Below are 23,102 nucleotides of genomic sequence, written 5' to 3'. Positions count from 1 at the left end.
AGCGGGATGACCGTGTCGTCGGGGGTCGAGCAGACGGCGCGCCGGCTCGACGCGGTGGAGCACCGCATCGACACGGCGATCGGCCGGTACGCCCCCTACGCCGGGTTGGCGATCGGTCTCGCGCTCACCCCACCGTTCCTGTCCGGGGGCCCGGTGTGGCCGTGGGTGCTCATCGGCGCGCTGGTCCCCGGGACGGCGGCGTGGTGCGCGGGGTTCACCGCGGGCCGCCGGCCGCGGGCGGAGCGGCCGCTCGCCGGCGGCGTCTACCTGGGTGGCCTGCTCGTGCTGATGACCGCGCTGGTCCACGCCTCGCCGCTCTTCGCGTTCCAGGTGTTGGCCGTCTACCTCCACGCCTTCGCGTTCCTGCGCGGCCGCTGGCCTTTCGTCGCGGTCGTCCTCGGAGCGGCAGTCGTCGGGTACGCGCAGGTCGGGGGCCGGTTCGCCGATTTCACACCCGGGCTGGGCGTCGCCGTGGCCGTCCTGACCGTGGCCAACGCCCTGTTCGGGGGCGGAGGCACCTACATGGGTGTCTTCATGTCGGAGCAGAACCAGCGCCGGCGGGAGGTCATCGACCAGCTGGGTGCCGCGAACCGCCGGCTCTCGGAGGCCATGGACGAGAACGCGATCCTGCACGCCCAGCTGCTCGCCCAGGCGCGGGAGGCCGGGGTCCTCGACGAGCGGTCCCGGCTCGCGCGGGAGATCCACGACACGATCGCCCAGGGCCTCACCGGCATCGTCACCCAGCTGGAGGCGGCCGGCGCGTCCGGCGGTGATCCGGACGTGCGGCGCCGGCACATCGACACGGCGCGGGCGCTCGCCCGGGACAGCCTCACGGAGGCCCGCCGCTCGGTGGACGCGCTCGGGCCGCGCCAGCTCGCGGACGCTCAGCTGCCCGACGCGATCGCCGACATGGCGAAGCGGTGGGCCGAGACGACCGGTGCCGAGCTCGTCGTCGACCCCACCGGCGATCCGCGCCGGTTGTTGCCGGAGCTGGAGGTCACGCTGTTCCGGGTGGCGCAGGAGGCGCTGGCGAACGTGGGCAAGCACGCGAACGCCGACCGCGCCGGGCTCACTTTGTCCTACATGGACGACGTGGTGGTGCTCGACGTCCGCGACGACGGGCGCGGGTTCCGGCCCGGCGCGACGCCCGGCGCGGTGCACGGATCCGGGTTCGGGTTGGTGGCGATGGAGCAGCGGGTGCGCCGGGTGGCCGGCACCTTCAGCGTCGAGAGCGCACCGGGCGAGGGCGTGGCGCTCTCCGCGAGCGTGCCGGCGATCCCGGCGGAGGTCAGGTGATGGATCCGATCCGGGTGCTGATCGTCGACGACCACCCCGTGGTCCGCGACGGCCTGCGCGGCGTGCTGGAGGGGGAGCCGGACATGCAGGTGGTCGCCGAGGCGGGCCACGGCGCGGAGGCGCTCGCGCGGGCGCGGGCCATGCCGGTCGACGTGGTGCTGATGGACCTGCGGATGCCGGTCATGGGCGGCGTCGAGGCGATCGGGGAGCTGCGCCGCGGGGCACCGGCCGCGCGGGTGCTGGTGCTCACGACCTACGACACCGACCGCGACGTGCTCCCCGCGATCGAGGCGGGCGCCACGGGCTACCTGCTCAAGGACACCCCGCGCGACGAGCTGCTGCGCGCCGTGCGGGCCGCCCACCGCGGCGAGGCCGTGCTGTCCCCGGCCGTGGCGGGACGGCTGATGGGCCAGGTCCGCGCACCCGCGCAGGAGGCGTTGTCGGCGCGGGAGGTGGAGGTGCTGTGGCTGGTCGCGGAGGGCTCGACCAACCGGGAGACGGCGCGGCGGCTGTTCATCAGCGAGGCGACGGTCAAGACGCACCTGCTGCACATCTACGCCAAGCTCGAGGTGCGCGACCGCGCGTCCGCGGTGGCGGCCGGGTACCAGCGCGGCCTCCTGACCTCCTAGGAGGACGTCGGGATCGCGCTGCGGAGGGCGTACAGGACGTCGTCGCGCTGGTGGACGAACCCGAGCCGGGCCGCGACGCCGCGGCTGGCGGTGTTGTCCGGTGACGTGGACCAGGTGGGCACGTGGCCCCGCGCCCGGATGTCGGCGATCAGCGCGCCCGCGCACGCCGTGGACAGCCCCTTCCTCCGGTGGTCCGGCTCGGTGACCACGCCGATGTCCTCGTAGCTCCCGCCGACGTAGAACGGCACGGCGATCGCGGCGACCCGGCCGTCCACCAGCGCGCCGCGCGCGGTGCCGGCCGCGAGCATGCCGGGCACCCCGCCCCAGGTCTCCGCGATCCACGCGCTGTCGGTGCTGAGCTCGGCGAGCGCTGGCGCGTCGTCCGGGGTGAGCAGCCCGATGCCCGGATCGGGTGCCGGGGCCGGTGCGGTGGGCGGCAGCACGGCGATCAGCCGGTGCCACGGGGCGACCCGGGGGTCGGAGGCGCGGAGGGCGGGCAACCACTCCGGCGGGGCGTCGACGAAACCGGAGAGCTCCGCCAGCTCCGCGGGCGGGACGTGGTCCGGGTCGCCGCGCATCGAGAGGTTGCCGGGCAGCTCGGCGATCACCACGCGGGGGCCGGGCCAGCGGTCCACCCGCACCCGGCCGTGCCCGGTGCGCGCGACGTGCTCGAAGACCAGCGGGCCGGGCCGCTCGGGCGTGAACCAGGGGCGCAGCGGGTCGGGCGCGACGGTGAGCACGCCGTGGAGCCTGCCGCGATGCGGGGCGGGGCGCCACCGGATACCGGTAAGGTGGGGTCGTGGCTCCGATCCTGCGACTCGTCGCTCTCGCCGGAGCCGTCTTCGCGATGCTGGCCGGCACCGCGGTCGAGCCCGCCGTCCTCGTCGGTGCCCTCGGCACCCTCGTCGTCGCGTGGGCCATCGCCTCCGAGGTCGCCACCGTCCTGCCCGCGCTCAGCGGGTCCGGGCCGGTCATCGCCGCCCGCGACCACCACCGGGCCCTCGCCCGCAGGCCCGTGCCCCGCCATCGCGACCCGGACGCCCCCGGGCACACCCGCTCCCGAGCGCCGTCGGAGATCCTCCCGGCGGTGTAGGCACATTTCCACGCCGCCGGTCGACGCGTCCCCCGACCCGGCTTCCCGTGGAGTGCTGCCTTGTTCGATCCTCTCTATTACGCCGTCTCCGGTGTCATGTGGTGCTGGCACCAGCTGTTCGGATCCGTCTTCGGCCCGGCGAGCGGCGCCACCTGGGCCCTGTCCGTCGTGTTCCTCGTGCTCACGCTGCGCGCGCTGCTGATCCGGCCGTTCCTGGCCCAGGTGCGGTCCGGCCGGGTGCTGCGCGAGCTGGCACCACAGCTCGCCGAGCTGCGCACCCGCCATGCCGACGACCCCGCCCGGATGCTGCGGGAGACGGGCGACCTGCAACGCCAGCACGGCGTGGGAGCGGGAAGCATGCTCCTGCCGATGCTGCTGCAGGTACCGGTGTTCTTCGGCCTGCTGCACGTGCTGACCGGCTTCCACACGGGGCTGGCCAACTACGCGTTCGGTCCCGACGAGGTCGGCTCGTTCCTCGATGCCCGGCTGTTCGACGTCCCGCTCTCGGCGTACCTGAGCATGCCGCTCGACGCGCTGGGCGGGCTCGCCGACCGCTGGGACATCGCGATCGTCACCGTGCCGCTGATCCTGCTCGCCGGCCTGGCCACACACCTCACGGCCCGGCTGTCGGTGCGCCAGCAGCCGGCCGACGGCCCGCTCGCCGGCATCATGCGGTGGACGCCCTGGGTGTTCCCGCTCGGCGTCCTGGTCGGCGGGGCCTTCTTCCCGTTCCCGGTGGCGATCCTCCTCTACTGGCTCACGAACAGCGCGTGGACGCTCGGACAGCAGTGGCTGGTCCTCGGGGCTACAGCCCCAGCGCCCGGCGCAGCACCACCAGCTGCTCGTCCAGCTGGCGGCGGCTCACCGCGGCCTGCTCCACCATCGACGAACCGTGGAACGTCCCGGGGTACGCGTGCAGCTCGACGGAGACGCCGGCCTGCATGAGCCCCTGGGCGTAGGCGATGCCCTCGTCGCGCAGCGGGTCGAACTCCATCACCGAGACGTAGGCGGGCGGCAGCCCGGCCAGGTCGGTGGCCCGGGCCGGGGCGGCGTAGAACGGCACGTCCGGGCCACCCCGCTTCCCCGCGCCGAGGTAGGAGTCCCAGCTGACGACCGCGTTCGGCCGGTTCCAGATGGGCGTGTCGGTGAACGCCTGCATGCTCGGGGTGCCGAGGCGGTCGTCCAGCTCGGGGATGCCGAGGTACTGGAACGCGACCCGCGGGCCGCCCCGGTCGCGGGCGAGCAGCGCCAGCCCCGCGCACAGCCCACCGCCCGCGCTCTCGCCGTGGATCACGATGCGGTCCGGGTCGACGCCGAGCGCGTCGGCGTTCTTCGTCGTCCACACGAGCCCCGCGTAGCAGTCCTCGAGGGGAGCGGGATAGGGGTGCTCGGGAGCGAGCCGGTACTCCACGGTGACGACCACGACGCCGAGCTCGCGGGCGAGCCGCACGTTGATGGTGTCGAAGATGTCGATGGTCCCGACGATGAAGCCGCCGCCGTGGACGTCGTAGATCGCGGCCGGCGCCGCCACCCGGTCCGGCGTGAAGATCCGCAGCCGGACGTCCGGCGCGCCGTCCGGGCCGGGGACGAGCTCGTCGCGGACCTGCACGCCCGACCGGTCGGGCTCGCCGAACACGGCCGCGAACGTCTCGGCCATCTGTACCCGGGCGCTCGGGATGTCGGCCATCTCGGTGGGTGGCATCGCCGCCACGGCCTCGGCGAGCTCGGGGTCGAACGGGTAGCTCATGGGTTCCTCCGCATCGACGGCGGTCACGGCGCCGTGCCACCGATCTTCCCCGGCGAAGCGGCTGCCGTCATCCGACGAGTTGGCCGAACCCCCGGCCCGCATGGCGGCGCGCTCCTCAGCCGGCCAGGTCGGCCATGAGCGAGTACAGGTCGGCCTTGCCCTCGAACCCGATGCCGGGCAGGTCCGGCATCGTGATGCATCCGTCCTCGACCACGACACCGTCGGGGAACCCGCCGAAGGGCCGGAAGAGGTCCGGGTAGGACTCGTTCCCACCCAGGCCGAGGCCCGCGGCGATGTTGAGCGACATCTGGTGCCCGCCGTGCGGGATGCACCGGGTCGGCGACCAGTCGTTCTCCCGGAGCATGTCGAGGGTGCGCAGGTACTCGACGAGCCCGTAGCTCAGCGCGCAGTCGAACTGCAGCCAGTCCTCGTCCCGGCGCAGCCCGCCGTAGCGGATGAGGTTGCGGGCGTCCTGCATGGAGAACAGGTCCTCTCCCGTCGCGAGCGGCGGGCCGTAGGCGGCCGCGACCTCGGCCTGGAGCTCGAAGTCGAGCGGGTCGCCCGGCTCCTCGTACCAGAACAGGTCGTACGGGGCGAGCGCCTCGGCATAGCGCAGGGCGGTGTCCCGGTCGAACCGGCCGTTGGCGTCCACGGCGAGGCGCTGGCCGGGCTCCAGGACGTCGAGGACGGCCTCGATCCGCCGCCGGTCGGTGTCGAGGTCGGCGCCACCGATCTTCTGCTTGACGACCGTGTACCCGCGGTCGGTGTAGCTGCGCATCTCGTCCTGCAGCGCCGTGAGGTCCTGGCCCGGGTAGTAGTACCCGCCCGCGGCGTAGACGAAGATCCGCCGGTCGGGCTCCCCGCTCCCGTACCGCTGCGCGAGCAGCTGGAACAGGGGCTTGCCCTCGATCTTCGCGACGGCGTCCCACACCGCCATGTCGATCGTGCCCACGGCGACCGAGCGCTCGCCGTGCCCACCGGGCTTCTCGTTCGTCATCATCGCCGCCCACACGGCGGCGGGGTCGAGGTTGCCCCCGGTGTCGTCGAGCAGGGTCGACGGTTCGGCCTCCAGCACGCGCGGGACGAAGCGCTCGCGCATCATCGCGCCCTGGCCGTAGCGCCCGTTGGAGTTGAACCCGTACCCGACGACCGGCCTGCCGTCCCGGACGACGTCGGTGACGACGGCGACGAGGCTGAGCGTCATCCGGCTGAAGTCGATGTAGGCGTTGCGGATCGGGGAGCTGATCGGGAACGTTCGCTCCCGGATGTCGACGATCCTCATCGGACCGCCACTTCCCGCTCGTCGAGCAGGGCTGAGACCAGCGCAGATGTGACGTCCTCGGTCGTGGCCGACCCACCGAGGTCCTTCGTCCGGGTGCCTGCGGCGGTGGTGACGTCGATCGCGGCGCGCACGGCGTCGGCCGCCTCGGGGTGGCCGAGGTGGTCGAGCATCAGTGCGCCGCTGGCGACGGCGCCGATCGGGTTGGCGACACCGCGCCCGGCGATGTCGGGAGCCGAGCCGTGGACGGGCTCGAACATCGAGGGGTAGCGCCGCTCGGGGTTGAGGTTGGCGCTGGCGGCGATCCCGAGGCTGCCGGCGAGGGCACTGCCGAGGTCGGACAGGATGTCGGCGTTGAGGTTCGAGGCGACGACCACGGACAGGCTCTCCGGGTCGAGGACGAACCGGGCGGCCATCGCGTCGACGAGCACGGACTCCGTCTCGACGTCCGGGTAGTCGGCGGCCACGCGGCGGAAGACGTCGTCCCACAGGACCATGCCGTACTGCTGGGCGTTGGACTTCGTCACGCTCGCGACCTTCTTGCGGTCGCGGGTGCGGGCCAGGTCGAACGAGAACCGCATGATCCGCTCGCAGCCCGTCTCGGTGAACAACGAGCTCTGGACCGCGACCTCGCCGCCCTCGCGGGCGGAGAAGTTGCGCCCCCCGAGCCCGGCGTACTCGCCCTCGCTGTTCTCACGGACGACCACCCAGTCGAGGTCGGCCGCGTCGGCCTTGCGCAGCGGGGAGGTCACCCCGGGGTGGAAGACGACCGGACGGACGTTCGCCCACTGGTCGAAGCCCTGGCAGATCGCCAGGCGCAGGCCCCAGAGGCTCACGTGGTCGGGCACGCCGGGCCAGCCGACGGCGCCGAAGTAGATCGCGTCGAAGTCCTCGAGGGTCTGCAGGCCGTCCTCGGGCATCATCCGGCCGGTCTCGCCGTAGTGGCGCGACCCCCAGGGGAACTCGGTCCACTCGAACACGAAGTCCTCGCCGACGCTGCGGACGGCCGCGTCGAGGACGACGCGCCCGGCGTCGACGACCTCGCGGCCGACACCGTCGCCCGGGATCGTCGCGATGCGGTAGGTGCGTGCGGTGCTGGGCATCGTGTCTCCGGTTCGGAAGGGGCGGTCCGGAACGGAGTGAACCGCCGGCGGCGCGGCGGTGTCCAAGACCAACATCCGATAGCATTGATAATCGGTGCTTATCCGTTGGCGCCGACACGGCGCCTGTCGCCCGAACGGGCGGCATATCACATAGGTTGCACCGCATCGACCGGTAGCGTGCCGCTGTGGACGTCCGGCAGCTCCAGTACTTCCTCGCCGTCGTCGACGAGGGCGGTGTCCACGCCGCCGCGGAGAAGCTCTTCGTCGCCCAGCCGTCGGTCTCGCAGGCGCTGCGCTCGCTCCAGCGCGACCTCGACGCCGAGCTGTTCACCCGGACCGGCCGCCGGCTGCAGCTGACCGCCGCCGGCCAGGCGCTCATCGCCCCGGCCCGCCAGGTCCTGCACTGGATGGAGCTCTCCCGCGCCCACGTCGAGGCCGTCAACGGGCTGCGAACCGGGCGCCTGCTCATCGCGACGATGCCGTCGCAGGCGGTCGACCCGCTGCCGGCCGTCATCGACCGGTTCGTGCGCAGGTACCCGATGGTGCAGATCTCGATCCGGGCGGCCGGGACCCCGCAGACCGTGATGTCCCTCGTGCGCTCCGGTGGCGTCGAACTCGGGATCATGGCCGTGACGGCCACACCGGACGCCCAGGACCTCGTCGTGCACCCGCTGACCCGGCAGGGCTTCATCGTCGTCTCCTGCCGGGAGGCGAACCTGCCCGCGCGCGGCCCGCTGACCTACGACCAGCTCGAGGGCCACCGGCTCGTCATCGGCCAGCCGGGCACCGGGATGCGCCGGGTGGCGGACCAGGTCATCGCGGCGAACCGGTCGACGATCGCCGTCGTCGAGACCGAGCACCGGGAGGCGATCCTGCCGATGGTGCTGGGCGGCACCGGAATAGCGATCATGGCCGAGGCGTGGCGGGCCCTGGCCCGGGAGGCCGGGCTCGTCGTCCACGACCTCGTCACCGACGAGCGGCTCGAGGCCTCGATCGTCCACCGCGACGTCGACCTCTCTCCCGCCGCCCGAGCGTTCCTCCTCGTCGCCGCCCCCGCCCCCGCCCCCGCCGCCGCCCCGCAGCAGGCCGGCGGCTGACGGCAGTCCGCTCGGACGGCGAGCGGAGATGACCGCCAACGCCGAAGCCCGCGGCCGGTCACGCCCGCAGCCGCAGCCCCTTCGGCGTGACCCGGAACCCCGCCTCGGTGAGCACCTCGGCCAGGTCGGAACCGAGCGAGCCGACCCCGTCGGCACGCTCGACCGCGAGGCTCCCGAGCCAGCCCTCGTGCACGGCGCCGGCGAGGGCGTGGGCGGCCGCGACGAGCTCCTCCCGATCCGTGGAGAACGACAGCAGCGACCGGCCGCCCCGCTCGACGTACAGCACCGGGGCACCCTCGACCAGCACGACCAGCGCCCCCGCCTTGCGGCCGGGCCGGTGCTTGCTCTCGCCCACCGTGGCCGGCCAGGCCAGCGCCGCCCCGTAGGGTTGCGCCGGGTCGGCGGCGGCGAGCACCACGCCGGCCCGCTCGCCCCCGGACGCGCCGTCGGGACGCGACAGCGCCCGGAGCCGGTCGATCGCCCCCGGCACCGCGAACTGGGCGGCCCCGAGCCCCTCGACGACGTACCCGCGGCGGGCCCGGCCGGAGTCCTCCATGGCCCGCAGCACCCGGTACACGCCGGCGAACCCGCCGCTGACCCGCTCGGTGCCGAGCGCGCCGCGGGTGAGCACACCGTGGCGCTCCAGGAACGCCTCGGCGCGGGCGTGGGCGCGGCGGGTGGGGTCGGGCTCCCGCTGGACGGCGAGCGACCAGCGCCCGCCGACCGACGGCGGCCCGGTGCGGCTCGGCATGGCCGGGCGCCCCGCCCGCAGCTGGGCGTACCGGCCACGGCCCGCGGTGCGCCGCGTGCGGTGGACCGGCGCGGACCGGCCACTGCCGGACAGGCGCGCCCGCAGCGGGGCGAGCGTGTCGTTGGTGAGCAGCCCGGCCCAGACCAGGTCCCAGACCGCGGCGACCACGGCGTCGTCGGCCGGCGCCTGCGCACCGGCGTCCAGCAGGGTGCGGCCGGTGCGGTCGGTGAGCTCGCGGAAGAACAGGGCGCCCCCGCCGACTGGCGGCGCGTCGAGGTCGGGCAGGCCCAGCGCCGTGAGGACCGCCCGGTGCAGCGGGGTGGTGGCGGGGTCGGCCTCGGGTTCCGGCAGCAGCAGGTCGGCGACGTCGGCCGGGGCCACGGCGAGCCAGCCGTCGGTGCCGCCCAGCGGGCCGCACCCGGACCAGGTGACCTCGCCCGCCGCGGTGAGCTCGTCGAGGAGCGCGGGCGTGTAGCCGGGCAGGCGGGCGGGCAGGACGAGCGACTCCAGCGCGCTCGCCGGCAGCGGGGCCCCGGCGAGCTGCTCGACCACCCCGAGCACGTCCTCCGCCCCGGGCGCGCGGCGCATCCGGCCGCGGCGCTCCCCGCCCGGTGCGGCCTGCACGCCCTGCCACGCCGGCAGGAACCGCCCGAGCGCCTGCTGCTCCACGGGCTCGACCTCGGCCCGCAGCCGGGCGAGCGACGCCCGCCGCAGCCGGCGCAGCACCTCGGCGTCGCAGTACTCGACGGGGTCGGCACCGTGGGTGGTGTCCGGCTGCAGCGCGAGGGGCCGCAGCTCGCCGCGGACCAGCCGGCCCGACCCGACGAGCCGGTCGAGCATGCCGGCCACGACCGCGACGCCCAGCCCGAAGCGGGCCGCGCACTCGCTCGCGGCGAACGGCCCGTGGGTGCGGGCGTAGCGCAGCACGAGATCCCCGAGGGGATCGGCCACCGGCTCGGTGAACGTCTCCGGTACCCCGACCGGGAGCGCGGCGCCGAGCGCGTCGCGCACCCGGCCGGCGTCCTCGATGGCGATGAAGCGTTCCTCGCCCGCGATGCGCACCCGGATGGCCCGCCGGGCGGCCTCCAGCTCGTGCAGCCACTCCTCGCGGACGCCGCGGGCCCCGGCCTCGGCGATGCCGAGGTCGCCGAGGAACCGCAGGAGGTCGGCGGCCCCCTCGGCGTCGCGGGCGTGCCGGTCGGGGGCGAGCCGCTGCAGCTGCGCCTCGACCTCGGCCACCACTTCCGGCTCCAGCAGCTCGCGGATGGCCTCGGAGCCGAGCAGCTCGGCGAGCAGCGTGGAGTCGAGCGAGAGGGCGGCGGCCCGGCGCTCGGCGAGCGGCGCGTCGGACTCGTACAGGAACATCCCGACGTAGCCGAACAGCAGGCTGCGCGCGAACGGCGACGGGGACGGCGTGGTCATCTCGACCACCCGCACCTTGCGCCCCTGCACGTCGGCCATGAGCTCCCGCAGGCCGGGCAGGTCGTACACGTCCTGCACGCACTCGCGCATCGCCTCGAGGGTGACCGGGAACTGCTCGTAGCGCCCGGCCACCGTGAGCAGCTGCGACGCCCGCTGCCGCTGCTGCCACAGCGGGGTGCGGCGGCGCGGGTCGCGGCGGGGGAGCAGCAGCGACCGGGCGGCGCACTCCCGGAACCGGGACGCGTAGAGCGACGACCCGCCCAGCTCGGCGACGACGACCTGCTCCACCTCCGCCGGGTCGAGCAGCACGTCCTCGGCGGTGGGCATGACCTCGGCGCCGGAGTCGTCGAAGGCCTCGGGCAGCCGCAGCACGATCCCGTCGTCGGCCGCGGAGGCGTGGACCTCCACCCCGCGCCGCTCCCGCATCCGGGCCGCGATCGCCAGCGCCCACGGCCCGTTGACCTTGGACCCGAACGGCGAGTGCACGACCAGCCGCCAGTCGCCCAGCTCGTCGCGGAAGCGTTCGACGAGGACGGTGCGGTCGCTCGGCACGTGGCGGGTGGCCTCGCGCTGCTCGTGCAGGTAGGCGAGGAGGTTGTCGATCGCCCACTCGTCGAGGCCGGCCGCCGCGGCCCGCTCGCGCGCGGCGTCGGTGGACAGGCCCGCCATCTCGCGCACGAACGCCCCGACCGCCCGCCCGAGTTCGAGGGGCCGCCCGACCTGCTCGCCCTTCCAGAACGGCATCCGCGCGGGCTGCCCCGGCGCGGGGGTGACGATCACGCGGTCGTGGGTGATGTCCTGGACCGTCCAGCTGGAGGTGCCGAGCAGGAACGTGTCGCCCACCCGGGACTCGTAGACCATCTCCTCGTCGAGCTCGCCCACCCGCGAGCCGCGGCCGTCGGCCCCGCCGGGCGTCATCACGGTGAACAGGCCGCGGTCGGGGATGGTGCCGCCGGAGGTGACGGCGAGCCGCTGCGCGCCGGGACGGCCGTTGAGGGTGTCGGTGACGCGGTCCCACGTGATGCGGGCGCGCAGCTCGCCGAACTCCTCCGACGGGTAGCGCCCGGCCAGCATGTCGAGCACGGACTGCAGCGCCGACTCGGGCAGCGCCGCGAACGGCGCCGCCCGCCGGACGACCCGGGCGAGGTCGTCGAGCTGCCACGGCTCGAGGGCCGTCATCGCGACGACGTGCTGGGCGAGCACGTCCAGGGGGTTGCGCGGGTAGCGCATCGACTCGATGGCGCCCGCCGTCATCCGTTCGGCGACGACCGCGCAGGACACGAGGTCGCCCCGGTACTTGGGGAACACCACGCCGCGGGAGACGGCGCCGACCTGGTGGCCCGCCCGGCCGACCCGCTGCAGCCCGGACGCCACGCTCGGGGGCGCCTCCACCTGCACGACCAGGTCGACCGCGCCCATGTCGATGCCCAGCTCCAGGCTGGAGGTGGCCACGACGCAGGGCAGCCGGCCGCTCTTGAGCTCCTCCTCCACGAGCGTGCGCTGCTCGCGCGACATCGACCCGTGGTGGGCCTTCGCGACGGTGGGCAGCGCACCGCCCCCGATGCCGGACTGCCCGATCGCCTCGGCCGGGAAGGCATCGAGATCGACCGCCTCCTCCGCCTCCTCGGCCGCCAGCTCGTTGAGCCGGGCCGTGAGCCGCTCGGCCAGCCGCCGCGAGTTGGAGAACACGATCGTGGACCGGTGCTCCCGCACCAGCCCCAGCAGCCGCCGCTCCACCGCGGGCCAGATCGACGGCCGCTGCGCGGTGCCCGCCGCGGACCCGACGACCTCCTCGTCGGAGCTGCCCACCGCGGGCTGCTCGTCGAGCGCGGCGAGGTCGGGCACCGGCACCTGGACGGCCACCTCGATCGTCTTCGGGATCGGCGGCTGGATCACCTCCACCGGGCGCGCGCCCGCGAGGAACGTGGAGACCTCGTCGACGGGGCGCACGGTGGCCGAGAGCCCGATCCGCTGCGGCGCCTCCGGCAACAGCTCCTCGAGCCGTTCGAGCGACAGCGCGAGGTGGGCGCCGCGCTTGGTGCCGGCGACGGCGTGCACCTCGTCGACGATCACGGTCTGCACACCCCGCAACGACTCCCGCGCCGCCGAGGTGAGCAGCAGGAACAGCGACTCCGGCGTGGTGACGAGCACATCCGGCGGCGTGCGGGCGAACTGGCGGCGCTCGTCGGCCGGGGTGTCGCCGGTGCGCATGCCCACCGTGATGTCGGGCACCGGCAGGCCCAGCCTCGTGGCGGCCTGGCGGATGCCGGCGAGCGGCGAGCGCAGGTTGCGCTGCACGTCGACGGCGAGGGCCTTGAGCGGGGACACGTACAGCACCCGGCAGCGGTGGGCGGCCTCGGCCGGCGGCCCGGCGGCGAGCCGGTCGAGCGCCCACAGGAACGCGGCCAGGGTCTTGCCCGAACCGGTGGGCGCGACGACCAGCGCGTGCCGCCCCGCCTGGGCGGCCGCCCACGCCCCCTCCTGCGCGGCCGTGGGCGCGGCGAAGGCCCCCCGGAACCAGTCCGAGGTGGCGGGGGAGAACCGGTCGAGCGCGCTCACGGACTCCATCATGCGCTCGGGGTCCGACAATCCGGGGCGCGCCGGATTGCCGTTCCGCCGAGACGAACTGGTAGATCATGGTGGCTGATCGTCAGGATCGGGACATCAGCTGCGACCCGTGATCGATGCGGGCAGCACCCCGCTGCGGCCGCGACCACGCTGAGGTGCGACTCGCAGCGCGTGATCAGCCCGAGCAGCGCGCCAGCGCGAGGACCGCGACCGTGAGGTGTTGCTAGGCCGGTCGGCCCGGCGGGCGCGGGCGCCACGTTCCGCGGAACACTCCGGCGTCCATCCCGCGGCAACCATGATCGTCGAGTGCGGTCACAGAGCCGCACGGGTGCACTGCACGGGTGCGGCCTGAGAACCGCATGCGCTGATCAAGCCCGGGCAGCGCGCCCCGATTCGGCAACACCCTCCTCACGCAGTGGTGAGCGCAGCGGATCGCTGATCGAGGGCAGATGGCGGTCTCCGATGGCGACCATCTGCCGTTGGTCACCGACCCGCCCGGGTGCACCGATCAGTTCGGGACCACTCGCCTATCCCACGAACGCGCCGCTCGTCGGATCCGCGGCCCGCCTCCGCGGGGGCCTCAGGGTGAGGGCCACTCCCACCGCGCAGAGCGCCACCCCGGGCAGGGCGAGCGGGCCGGGCCACTCGCCGAACATGAGCAGCGCCCACACCATCGTCGTCGGCGGGGTGAGGTAGAGCAGCGTGCTGACGCGCAGGGCGCCGCTGCGCCGCAGCACCAGCAGGTAGGCGCCGTAACCGCCGAAGGACGAGAGCACCACCACCCACGCGACGGCCCACCAGAACGCGGGGTCGGCGGGCGGCTGCAGGTGCCCGCCCGCCCCGGCCGCCGCGACGAAGACGCCCGCCGCGAAGACCGTCTGGAGCGTGAGGGCCTGCAGCGGCGACTCGGCGGGCCGCCACCGCCGCTCCAGGAGCGTGCCCGTGGTGAGCGCGGCCATCCCGCCGATGGGGAGCAGGAACGCCCACCACGGGGCGTTGCCCGGGCCGATGTCCCCCGCGACGACGAGGGCGACCCCGACCAGGCCGAGCACGAGCCCGGCGCGTTGGCGCGGCGCGATGTGCTCGCCGAGGACGGGACCTGCCGCGGCGGCCACGAGCAGCGGCTGCACCGAGGCGATCAGGGCGGCGGTGCCGGCGGGAACGCCCAGCCCGACGCCCGTCACGACCCCGCCCAGATACAGGCACTGGCACAGCAGACCGAGCGTGCCCTGGCGCAGCAGGGCCCGCGGCCGCAGCCGGGTGCCGAGCGCGACGGCGAGCCCACCCAGCAGGGCTGCTGCCACTACGTATCGCCAGGCCAGCAGCGTGTCGGCGGGGGCGTACCGGGTGCCGAGCTCCGCCCCGACGAAGCCGGAGCTCCACAGCACGACGAGTGCCGCGCCCGCCGTTGCGTCCGCGCGTCTTTCCATGCCGGCGAGATAACCACACCGGTCTGTATACTCGCAGTGGATGACCACCGAGTTCTACGTCGCACCGCTCACGCCCGCCGGGGAGCGGCTCCTGGATGCGGCGGCCGACCTGTTCTACCGGCGGGGGATCCGGGCCGTCGGCGTCGACCTGATCGCCGACGTCGCGGGCACCACGAAGAAGACCCTCTACGACCGGTTCGGGAGCAAGGACGCGCTGGTCGCGCTGTACCTGCGGCGGAGGGCGCAGCGGTGGCAGGCGTTCGTCCACGACCGCATCGAGCGGGTTCCCGCCGGCCCGGGGCGTGCGCTCGCCGTCTTCGACGCGCTCGAGGAGTGGCTCGCCGAGCAGGACCGCGGCTGCGCGTTCGTCAACGCCAACGCCGAGATCGGCGGCACCGGCCACCCCGGCGAGGCGGTGATCCGCGCCGAGAAGGCGGCGATGCGGGCGCTGCTCACCGAGCTGGTGGACGGCGACGGGGACATCGGCGCGCAGTTGCACCTGCTCTACGAGGGGGCGAACGTCGTCGTGACGGCGGGCGGGCAGGCGGACGGGATCGAGCAGGCGCGCCGGGCCGCCGCGCGGCTACTGCGCGGCTGACAGCTCCGCCACGAGGCCGGCGAGCCGGTGAGCGGCCCCGCTGCCCTGCCGGTAGGTGCACGCGATGCCGACCGCGGCCACGCCGCCCGCGGCGACGACGGTGCGGACGGCGGTCGTCACCGCCGCGAGCCCCGGCCCGCCGGCCGCCGGGAACAGCAGTCCCGGGAGGTCGTCGGGGTTCGTGACGTCCACGTCGACGTGCAGGTAGACCGGTTCTTCGACGGCGCCCACCCGATCGACCGGCACCCGTTGGATGCCCGACCGCGCGAGGTACTCGACCTCCGGCGGGTCCAGGTCCCGGGCGTCGACCAGCACCACGTCCCGCTCGGGCACCGGGCGCAGCCCGAGCCGCTGCGGTGCGGTGCGGTCCGATCCGCCCACGAGCTGGCGCACCGGGAACCCGCCCAGGTATCCCGACGACGACGTCTGCGGCGTCTGCACGTCCCCGTGGCCGTCGAACCAGACGACGCGCGGGTCGCGGCCGGCCCGCTGGAGTCCGGCGACGACGCCGAGCGAGGTCGTGCAGTCGCCCGAGATCACGACCGGGACCCGGCCGGCGCGGGTCTCGGCGGCCACCGCCTCGGCGACCTCCTCGTAGAGCGCCGCCATCCGCTCCCGCGGGGTGCCGGGCGGGAGGTCCGGGGCGATCGTGCGGTCGGCGACGAGCGGGAGCTGCAGGCCGGGCAGGTGCTCGTCGAGGTGGAACGGGACGGCGATCACGGTCACGCCGCCAGTCTCGCGGCGCGGTTGACATGCAGCCAACCGGCTGCCTATCGTGAAAGGCAGCCGGACGGCTGCATGAATGACCGGGGTGGGGATGGACGAGATCTTCAAGGCGCTGGCCGACCCGAGCCGCCGCCGGCTCCTCGACGGCCTGAACGCCCGCAACGGGCAGCGGCTCAACGAGCTGTGTGCGGGCCTGGACATGGCCCGGCAGTCCGTCAGCAAGCACCTCGCGGTGCTCGAGGAGGCGAACCTCGTGACCACGGTCCGGCGCGGCCGGGAGAAGTGGCACTACCTCAACGCGGTGCCGATCCACGCGATCGCCGACCGCTGGATCAACCGGTACGACCGGCGGCGGGTGGAGGCGCTCGCCGACCTCAAGCAGGCATTGGAGGCCCCGATGGGGGAGCCCGCGTTCGTCTACACGACGTTCATCACCACCACGCCGGAGCGGCTGTGGCAGGCGCTCACGGACCCGGCGTTCACCCGCCGGTACTGGGGCGTCACGTTCGAGACCGACTGGCGACCGGGATCGGCCATGGTCTGGGAGCAGGACGGCCACCGCGTCGTCGATCCCGAGCAGGTCGTGCTGGAGGCCGAGCCGTACCGCAGGCTCGCCTACACCTGGCACACCCCCACGCCGGGATGGGCCACCGCCAACGGCATCGACGAGGAGGTCCGCGCCACGCTCGCCGCCGAGAGCCGGTCGAAGGTGACGTTCGAGATCGAGCCGTTCGGCGAGACGGTCAAGCTCACCGTGGTCCACGACGACTTCCCCGCCGGCAGCACCATGCGCGCGATGGTCGGCACGGGCTGGCCGCACCTGCTCTCCGACCTCAAGACGCTGATGGAGACCGGACAGCCGATGCCGGCGGTGCCGGCCGAGGCGTGGCGGAGCTGACCGTGATGCCGAACGTCGAGGCGTCACGGTGCGCCGGGAGTGGGAGATGTACGGGGTCGGGGACACCGTGCGGGTCAAGGATTTCGAGGAGCCGGAACGGCTCGTACTGGAAATGGGTGTCGGCGGTGGGACGATTGCGGAGTTCCGGTTCGTCCGACGGGAGGAAGGGGCCGTGATCACGGTCGTCGAATCGGGCTTCTCCGGTCCGGCCGACGAGGCGATCGCCTATGTCGCGGGCTCGACGGGTGGCTACACCACGGCCCTGTGCGCGGCGAAGGCCCTGCTCGAGCACGGGGTCGAGCTCGGGGCCGTCCGCGACGAGTTCCCGGACAGCTGGGTGTAGGACTCGCCGGAATTCGCATTCATGAACGACACGCGAATTTGGTGACGCCCGCCTGTCGCGGATCGTCGACGCCGTCTGGCAGCCTCGCCTTGCTGAGGCGAGGAGTCGGCAATGATCTATCGCTCACCATTCCGGCCGGTCGGTCATGTCCTGGTGATCTCGACGGTCCTCGTCGCGATGAGTTTCGCCGTCGCGATCACGAATCCGGACCCGGACGCGCGCAACGAGCTCGCCCGCTGGCTCGACGCGCTCGGCGGGAACAGCCTGCCGGCCTGGTGGAGCAGCGCGCTGCTGCTCACGGTGGCGCTCGCGTTCGCGGTGACCGGCGCCGCCGCCCGCGCCGGACGCGCGGCCGGGGCGGGCGCCTGGTTCACGGCCGCGGGGATCGTCGCGGCGTTCTCGATGGCCGACCTCACCGGCGTGCACCGCAGGCTCGGCGGGATCGGCCGGCTCGTGTTCGGGGACGGCGTGCTCACCCGGAACTGGTTCGCGATGGCTGCCGTCCTCGTGCCGGCGCTCGTCGCGGTGCTGGTCGTGCTGGCGGCCCGGATCGGCGCCCCGTCGAGCGGCCCGCTCGTGGGCGGCGGGGTGCTGCTCGTGGTGTCGGCGGTCGGCGGGCCGGTCGCGGCCGCGTTGCTCGGCGGGCGCACCGCGGGCGTCCTCGTCGCGCACCTCGGGCAGCTGGGCGGGAACGCCGGTGCCGCACTGATGCTGGTCGCGGCCCTGCGTGCGCTGGTGCTGTCCGGTGCCGGGAACGCGCTGCAGGTGCGGCACCGCGCGGCGATCCGCGGCGGCGACGGCGTGCCGGTACGCCGCACGGCCGTCTGGTGGTGGCTCGGCGGGGTGAGCGTGGCGCTGGCGTTGCTCAGCCTCGGGTTCGTGCTCGCCGACCCCGCGCAGCCGGTGCTGCGCGACGTGCGCCTGTTCGTGGACCTGCTCGTCGAGCACAACCTGCCCACCTGGTGGAGCGTGGCCCTGCTCACCACCGCGGCGCTCGTCCACCTCGCGGCGTTCGCGGCGGCGCGGAGCGCAGGAGCGCCCGAGGCTCGGTACTGGATGGTCACCGCGGCCGTCCTCGCCGTCCTCTCGCTCGACGACCAGAGCCAGCTGCACGAGCGCTCCGAGCAGCTGGGCCGCCTCCTGGTCCCGGAGACCGGTGACTTCCCCTTCTACTGGCTGATCCCCGGGGCCGTCGCCGGCGTGGGCGTCGCCGCCGCGGTGGTGGCGCTCGCCGCCCGGGTCCATGCCCGCGCCCGCGCGCTGCTCGTCGGTGGCATCGCCCTGCTGCTCGCCACCGGGCTGGGGCTCGAGGCCGTGCAGGGGCTGTTCATGGCCGCGGGGAACGAGGGGATCGGCTTCGTGATCGGCTACCACGTCGAGGAGCTCGGCGAGGACGTCGGGGTGATCCTCCTGGTCGCGGCGGCGGCCGCCATGACCCGGGTGTCGGGCGACGGCCGTCTCGCGCTGGTGTACGCGGACCGGCCCGCCCTGCTGCCGGACCCGGTTCGGGCCCCGGCCCGCTCGGGATAACGGGAATCGGCCGTCGGCATGCGCCGTCCGATCACCGCCAGATCGGCCGCCCCCGGGGCCGCAGTCTCGACGGCGTGGACATGAAACTGATCGACAAGGTCGCCGTCGTCACCGGCGGCAGCAAGGGCATCGGGCTCGCGACCGTGCGGACGCTGCGGGCCGAGGGCGCCCACGTGGTCGTGGCGTCCCGCAAGAGCAGCGCCGAACTCGACGCGCTCGCCGGGCCCGGTCTCGTGCACGTGCCCGCCGACCTCACCGACCCGGACGCGCCGGCCGCCGTCGTCGCGCGGGCCGTCGACGTCTTCGGCGGGCTGGACATCCTCGTCAACAACGCCGGCGGGCCGCCGCCCGGCGTGTCCCTGCCCCGCTTCTCCTTCCTCCCGCTCACCGACGCCGACTGGCGGGACATGTTCGAGTTCAACCTGTTCTCCGCGGTACGGGCGACGCGGGCGGCCATCCCCGTGATGGTGGAGCGCGGTGGCGGCGCGATCGTCAACGTGTCGTCGTCGAACGCGCGCCAGCCCGGTGCGATGAACGCCGACTACGCCGCGGCGAAGGCGGCGCTCACCAACCTGACGAAGGCCCTTTCCGAGGAGTTCGCGCCCCAGGGCGTGCGGGTGAACACGATCTCCCCGGGCCCGGTCCGCACACCCTGGTGGACCGACGAGGGCGGTGCCGCGGACGTCCTCGCCGCCGCGTTCGGCGCCGATCGCGACGAGGTGCTGGAGCGGGTGGCGCCGGAGGCCATGGCCCTGAAGACGGGTCGGCTGCTCGACCCGCAGGAGGTCGCCGACGTGATCGTCCTGCTCGCCTCCCCGCGCTCGGCGAGCACGACCGGCGCGGACGTGATCGTGGACGGGGGCTTCCACAAGGCGGTGTAGACCGCTTCCGGAACCCACTGGCGTCGCCGGCCGGGGGACATCAGGATCGGTCCGTGCCCGTCGAGATCGCTGTCCAGCGCCGGATCCTGCTCGTGCTCGCCGCCGCCCAGGTGCTGGGTGGGGTCGGGGTGTCCGGTGCGATCGCCGTCAGCTCGCTCGTGGCCAGCCGGCTGTCCGGGTCGGAGGCGGTGGGCGGGCTCGCGCAGACCGGCACGGTGCTCGGCGCGGCGGCCGCGTCGTTCGTCGTCGCCCGGGTGGCCGCGCGGGCGGGCCGGCGGCCCTCGCTGAGCCTCGGCTACGGCGTGGCGGCGCTCGGCGGGGCGGGTGCGGTGGTGGCCGTGTCGATCGGGAGCGCGCCGGCGCTGCTCGTCGCGTTGGTGCTGGTCGGGGCGGCCACGGCGGCGGGCCTCGCCGCCCGCTTCGCCGCCACCGACCTCGCGGCCCCCGACCGCAGGGCCCGGGCACTCTCGATGGTCGTCTGGGCGACCACGGTGGGGGCGGTCGCGGGCCCGAACCTCGCCGCCCCGGTACAGGCCGCGGCCGGGGGTCTCGGCCTGGAGCCGGCCACCGGCCCGTACCTGCTCTGCACCGGAGCGTTCGCGGTGGCCGCCCTCGGCACCTGGGCCGGCCTGCGGCCGGACCCGCTGCTCGCCGCCCGGGCCGCGGCGGAGCCCGAGCCCGGCAGGCCGCCCGGGGCGCCGGAGGTGCGGGCTGCGCTCCTGTCCTCGCCCGCCGCGCTGCTCGGGCTCGGCGGGATCGTCGTGGGCCACCTGCTGATGGTCGGCCTGATGTCGATGACGCCGGTGCACATGGACCACGGCGGTGCCACCCTCGCGATCGTCGGCCTGGTGATCAGCCTGCACGTCGCGGGGATGTACGCGTTCAGCCCGCTCTTTGGCTGGCTCGCCGACCGCGCCGGACGCCCCCGCGTCCTCGCGCTGGCCGCCGTGTTCCTGCTCGCGGCCGGGATCCTGTGCGCGCTGGCCGGACCGCACGACACGGGGATGCTCTCCGCCGGGCTCGTGCTGCTCGGCCTCGGCTGGTCGGGCGGCCTGGTAGCCGGGTCGGCGCTGCTCACCGAGTCGGTGCCGGCCCGGGTGCGCACCGGTGTGCAGGGCCTGTCCGATGTCGCGATGAACGTGAGCGGTGCCGTCGGGGGCATCACGGCCGGGCTCGTGTTCGCCGGGGCGTCCTACGCGACGCTCGGCGTGGCGGCCGCGGTGCTGGCCGTGCCCTACCTGGTGGCGGCCGGGTCGGCCGGGCTGCGGACGCGCCCGGCCACCTGACGTCCGGTCGTCAGCGGCGGCGGTTGTACCACCACCAGCGCAGCATCACGACCAGCGCCGCCAACAGGCCGAACAGGACCACCAGCCGGCCGACCGGTGACGAGAGGCCGGTGGGGTCCTGGGCGATAACGGACATCACGGACGTCGACGCTACCGGTAGAACGCCCGAAACGGGGTGGTGGTCGCCGCGGCTCCCCGGACAGTGATCACGGGTTCGGAGCTGAGGCGGCCGGATGCGCCGGGCAGGCCGGGGCCTGCCCGGTGGGGCGCGCGGCGCCACCGGAGGCGGCTTTCCATGATCACCTGGGCGTGGCTGCCCTTGGGTGGGCGCTGTGGCGGATGTCGGTCCGATCGTGATGCGTTGATCGTTGCGATATCCCGCGCAGCGTCCTCCGGGTGGCGGGTGCGCACAGCTCGGATCGATCGACACGGAGGGGTGCGGGACCGGCCGGATGTGGCCGGCCGCGCACCGAGCCGATGCTCACGGCCGGGAAGCGCCGTCCCAGGACGGCCGCGCCGTGCCGTACGACGGGGCCGGGGCGGGCCAGGTCAGGGCCCGGCCGTCGACCGTGCCGGGCGGGAGGGCGAGGGTCAGGCGGCCGCCCGGGGCGTCGAGGTCGACCAGGTGCGGTGCCGGGTCGGCGTCGGGAACGTCCTGCGGCGCCGCGCGGGGGAGGGACTGCAGCCACGCCGCCGTGCCGGCCAACGCGAGGCGGACGTGGTGACTCCCGCCGGCCCGGCGCTGCTCGGCGAGCGCGAGGAGGGCCCCGGCGGCCGCGAGGTAGCCGGTGGCGTGGTCGAGCACCTGGGCGGGCAGGGCGCCGGGCACGCCGTCGGCGCCCTCGGCCTCGGCGATCCCGCACGCGGCCTGCACGATGCTGTCGAAGCCGCGCCGGTGCGCCCAGGGTCCCTCGTGCCCCCACGCCGACAGCGTGACGACCACCAACCCGGGGTGCCGGCGCGCCAGCTCGGCGGGGGCGAGCCCGAACCGGTCGAGCGCGCCGGGGCGGTAGCCGGTGACCACTACGTCGGCGCCGGCCAGGAGCTCCTCGAGAACCCGGTCGTCGGCGGCGAGGTCGAGCAGGGCGCTGCGCTTGCCCGGCAGCGTGTCGTAGGCATGGAGCGGGATCTCGGGCCGGGCGGGTGCGTCCAGGCGCAGGACGTCGGCGCCGTGGGCGGCGAGGGTGCGCGTCGCGACGGGCCCGGCGATCACGCGGGTGAGGTCGAGCACGCGCGGCCGACGTGCCGGGCGCGGCGGGGCGGCACCCAGCACGCGCCGCTCGACGAGCGGTGGCGGTGGTCCCGCCGCCGCGCGCCAGGCCTCCCGGGTACGCACCGCTGCCCCGATGCCGCCCGCCTCGTGCAGCGCGTTCTCCAGCTCGAATGCGCCGCGCTCCGCGATCGCCGCCGGCACGTCGGCTTCCGCGCAGCCCAGCACGCGCAGGGCCGCGGCCCGGTGCCACGGGTAGTTGGCGTGCAGCCGAAGCCAGCCGTCGGCCGTGCGGTGGAAGGCCGACAGCGGGTCGAACGGGCTGCCGACCGCCCGGCCGTCGAGCCGGACGTGGCGCTCGCTGCGCAGGCTCACCGCGAGCGCGCCGGTGTCGACCGCGACCGGCACGCCCGTGCCCGCGGTGGCCGCCAGCAGGCTCGCGCCCACCGCGGCGGCGCCCACGTCGGTGACCGGGAACGTCGAGCGCAGCACCGCGGGAGGCCCGCTGATCGTGATGCGGTCGAGCTCGTCGGGAATGCCTCCGAGGGACGCCCACACGGCGGGCAGCAGGTCCGGCACACCCGAAGCGTGCCACTACCGTTGGTCGGGTGCGACTGACCTACTTCCGGGAGTTGATGGAGACCGAGTTCGGCGTGGCCCGCGCCGGGGCCCTGGCGCGCGACCACGTGTTCTCCGAGCTCGGCGGCCGCACCGTGGAGGATGCGCTCGAGGCAGGGATCGAGCCGCGCGCGGTGTGGCTCGCCGTCTGCGACGCCTACGACGTGCCACCCGCGCGCCGCTGACGCCCCTCAGGCCGACGGTGGGCTGAACACGCCGAACCGGTTGCCGGACCGGTCGAGCAGGTGGGCGAAGACGAGCCCGTTCTGCGTGGTGACGGCGGGACCGAGGCTCTTGCCGCCGAGCTGTTCCGCCTGGGCGCGCGCGGCCGCGACGTCCTCGACGAGCACGAAGAACGTGGCGTGGTTCTCCGCACCTCCGTCGGTGTGTGCGATGCCGCCCGTCGGCCCCTCGGCTCCGGCGTAGCTGACGAGGTCGTAGCCGGGCAGGTCCGGGTCCTCGGCGACGTTCCAGCCGAACAGGCCGCCGTAGAACTCCTGGGCGGCCGCCGGATCGTCCGTGCCGATCTGGAACCAGGCGACGGTGTTCGGTGCGGGGGCGGTGGTGTCGTTCGTCATGGCGCCACCGTGGACCCGC

21 protein-coding genes and 1 pseudogene are annotated in these 23,102 nt (G+C 74.8%); 12 read left to right on the top strand and 10 right to left on the bottom strand.

Annotated features, from left to right (window positions below; translation table 11 throughout):
* The first annotated feature begins 6 nt into the window (after positions 1-6).
* On the top strand, positions 7-1,296 hold the full coding sequence (locus ACU436_RS27805; RefSeq protein WP_459029910.1) for a sensor histidine kinase: 1,290 nt from the start codon (positions 7-9) through the stop codon (positions 1,294-1,296).
* Positions 1,296-1,925 (top strand): response regulator, encoded by a 630-nt coding sequence (locus tag ACU436_RS27800; protein WP_459029909.1) that lies wholly within the window; start codon positions 1,296-1,298, stop codon positions 1,923-1,925. The genes ACU436_RS27805 and ACU436_RS27800 overlap by 1 nt, the downstream gene beginning before the upstream one ends.
* On the opposite strand, the gene ACU436_RS27795 is transcribed toward ACU436_RS27800, so the two are convergent.
* The gene (locus ACU436_RS27795; RefSeq protein ID WP_459029908.1) at positions 1,922-2,665 is read right to left on the bottom strand and encodes a GNAT family N-acetyltransferase; all 744 of its coding nucleotides are present in this window, start codon (positions 2,663-2,665) and stop codon (positions 1,922-1,924) included. The genes ACU436_RS27800 and ACU436_RS27795 overlap by 4 nt on opposite strands.
* A 59-nt stretch (positions 2,666-2,724) precedes the next feature.
* On the opposite strand from ACU436_RS27795, the gene ACU436_RS27790 reads away from it, so the two are divergent.
* Both ACU436_RS27790 and yidC read left to right on the top strand, forming a co-directional pair.
* Positions 2,725-3,018, top strand: a complete 294-nt coding sequence (locus tag ACU436_RS27790) for a DUF6412 domain-containing protein (protein WP_459029907.1) — start codon at positions 2,725-2,727, stop codon at positions 3,016-3,018.
* 96 nt (positions 3,019-3,114) lie between these two features.
* Positions 3,115-3,804 (top strand): annotated as a pseudogene (gene yidC / locus ACU436_RS27785) (membrane protein insertase YidC); the annotation flags it as partial.
* A gap of 19 nt (positions 3,805-3,823) precedes the next feature.
* Here the strand turns inward: yidC and ACU436_RS27780 are convergent.
* The 3 genes from ACU436_RS27780 to ACU436_RS27770 form a co-directional block, all read right to left on the bottom strand.
* Entirely contained in the window at positions 3,824-4,765 is a 942-nt protein-coding gene (locus ACU436_RS27780) for an alpha/beta hydrolase (RefSeq protein ID WP_459029906.1), read from the bottom strand.
* A gap of 115 nt (positions 4,766-4,880) precedes the next feature.
* On the bottom strand, positions 4,881-6,047 hold the full coding sequence (locus tag ACU436_RS27775) for a mandelate racemase/muconate lactonizing enzyme family protein (RefSeq protein WP_459029905.1): 1,167 nt from the start codon (positions 6,045-6,047) through the stop codon (positions 4,881-4,883).
* Positions 6,044-7,147 (bottom strand): tartrate dehydrogenase, encoded by a 1,104-nt coding sequence (locus ACU436_RS27770; protein WP_459029904.1) that lies wholly within the window; start codon positions 7,145-7,147, stop codon positions 6,044-6,046. The genes ACU436_RS27775 and ACU436_RS27770 overlap by 4 nt, the downstream gene beginning before the upstream one ends.
* A gap of 185 nt (positions 7,148-7,332) precedes the next feature.
* Between ACU436_RS27770 and ACU436_RS27765 the strand changes: the two genes are divergently transcribed.
* Positions 7,333-8,244 (top strand): LysR family transcriptional regulator, encoded by a 912-nt coding sequence (locus ACU436_RS27765; protein ID WP_459029903.1) that lies wholly within the window; start codon positions 7,333-7,335, stop codon positions 8,242-8,244.
* A 58-nt stretch (positions 8,245-8,302) separates the two neighbouring features.
* Here the strand turns inward: ACU436_RS27765 and ACU436_RS27760 are convergent, their stop codons facing one another.
* Together ACU436_RS27760 and ACU436_RS27755 are read right to left on the bottom strand one after the other, a co-directional pair.
* Positions 8,303-12,985 (bottom strand): ATP-dependent helicase, encoded by a 4,683-nt coding sequence (locus ACU436_RS27760; protein ID WP_459030002.1) that lies wholly within the window; start codon positions 12,983-12,985, stop codon positions 8,303-8,305.
* Positions 12,986-13,512: 527 nt separating this feature from the next.
* A complete protein-coding gene (locus ACU436_RS27755; protein WP_459029902.1) occupies positions 13,513-14,415 on the bottom strand; it encodes a DMT family transporter in 903 nt (300 codons plus the stop codon).
* A gap of 40 nt (positions 14,416-14,455) precedes the next feature.
* Here ACU436_RS27755 and ACU436_RS27750 point away from each other — a divergent pair, with 40 nt between their 5' ends.
* Positions 14,456-15,013, top strand: coding sequence for a TetR/AcrR family transcriptional regulator (locus ACU436_RS27750; protein ID WP_459029901.1), 558 nt, complete (start codon positions 14,456-14,458; stop codon positions 15,011-15,013).
* Here ACU436_RS27750 and ACU436_RS27745 read toward each other — a convergent pair.
* Positions 14,999-15,739: an arginase family protein gene (locus tag ACU436_RS27745; protein WP_459029900.1), complete on the bottom strand. Its 741-nt coding sequence runs from the start codon at positions 15,737-15,739 to the stop codon at positions 14,999-15,001. The genes ACU436_RS27750 and ACU436_RS27745 overlap by 15 nt on opposite strands.
* 91 nt (positions 15,740-15,830) lie before the next feature.
* Between ACU436_RS27745 and ACU436_RS27740 the strand changes: the two genes are divergently transcribed.
* From ACU436_RS27740 to ACU436_RS27720, 5 genes are all read left to right on the top strand, one after another.
* A complete protein-coding gene (locus tag ACU436_RS27740; RefSeq protein WP_459030001.1) occupies positions 15,831-16,637 on the top strand; it encodes an ArsR/SmtB family transcription factor in 807 nt (268 codons plus the stop codon).
* 28 nt (positions 16,638-16,665) lie between these two features.
* Positions 16,666-16,980, top strand: a complete 315-nt coding sequence (locus tag ACU436_RS27735; RefSeq protein ID WP_459029899.1) for an SRPBCC family protein — start codon at positions 16,666-16,668, stop codon at positions 16,978-16,980.
* Positions 16,981-17,133: 153 nt separating this feature from the next.
* Positions 17,134-18,510, top strand: coding sequence for a hypothetical protein (locus tag ACU436_RS27730; protein ID WP_459029898.1), 1,377 nt, complete (start codon positions 17,134-17,136; stop codon positions 18,508-18,510).
* Positions 18,511-18,590: 80 nt separating this feature from the next.
* Positions 18,591-19,391, top strand: a complete 801-nt coding sequence (locus ACU436_RS27725; protein WP_459030000.1) for an SDR family NAD(P)-dependent oxidoreductase — start codon at positions 18,591-18,593, stop codon at positions 19,389-19,391.
* Positions 19,392-19,444: 53 nt separating this feature from the next.
* Positions 19,445-20,677: an MFS transporter gene (locus ACU436_RS27720; protein ID WP_459029897.1), complete on the top strand. Its 1,233-nt coding sequence runs from the start codon at positions 19,445-19,447 to the stop codon at positions 20,675-20,677.
* Between the two features lie 10 nt (positions 20,678-20,687).
* Here the strand turns inward: ACU436_RS27720 and ACU436_RS27715 are convergent, their stop codons facing one another.
* Together ACU436_RS27715 and ACU436_RS27710 are read right to left on the bottom strand one after the other, a co-directional pair.
* Positions 20,688-20,816 carry a hypothetical protein gene (locus ACU436_RS27715; protein ID WP_459030004.1) on the bottom strand — a complete coding sequence of 43 codons (129 nt, stop codon included), beginning with the start codon at positions 20,814-20,816 and terminating at the stop codon, positions 20,688-20,690.
* 342 nt (positions 20,817-21,158) lie between these two features.
* Positions 21,159-22,466, bottom strand: a complete 1,308-nt coding sequence (locus ACU436_RS27710; protein WP_459029896.1) for a CoA transferase — start codon at positions 22,464-22,466, stop codon at positions 21,159-21,161.
* Positions 22,467-22,495: 29 nt separating this feature from the next.
* Between ACU436_RS27710 and ACU436_RS27705 the strand changes: the two genes are divergently transcribed.
* Complete coding sequence (locus ACU436_RS27705; protein WP_459029895.1) at positions 22,496-22,690, top strand: DUF3046 domain-containing protein; 195 nt, start codon at positions 22,496-22,498, stop codon at positions 22,688-22,690.
* 6 nt (positions 22,691-22,696) lie between these two features.
* Here ACU436_RS27705 and ACU436_RS27700 read toward each other — a convergent pair whose 3' ends face one another.
* Positions 22,697-23,083 carry a VOC family protein gene (locus ACU436_RS27700; protein WP_459029894.1) on the bottom strand — a complete coding sequence of 129 codons (387 nt, stop codon included), beginning with the start codon at positions 23,081-23,083 and terminating at the stop codon, positions 22,697-22,699.
* Positions 23,084-23,102 lie beyond the last annotated feature (19 nt).

The organism is Pseudonocardia wallangbongensis (genome assembly GCF_054486945.1).
Note: the sequence above shows the minus strand (reverse complement) of the source record. Positions and strands in the feature narration are given on the sequence as shown.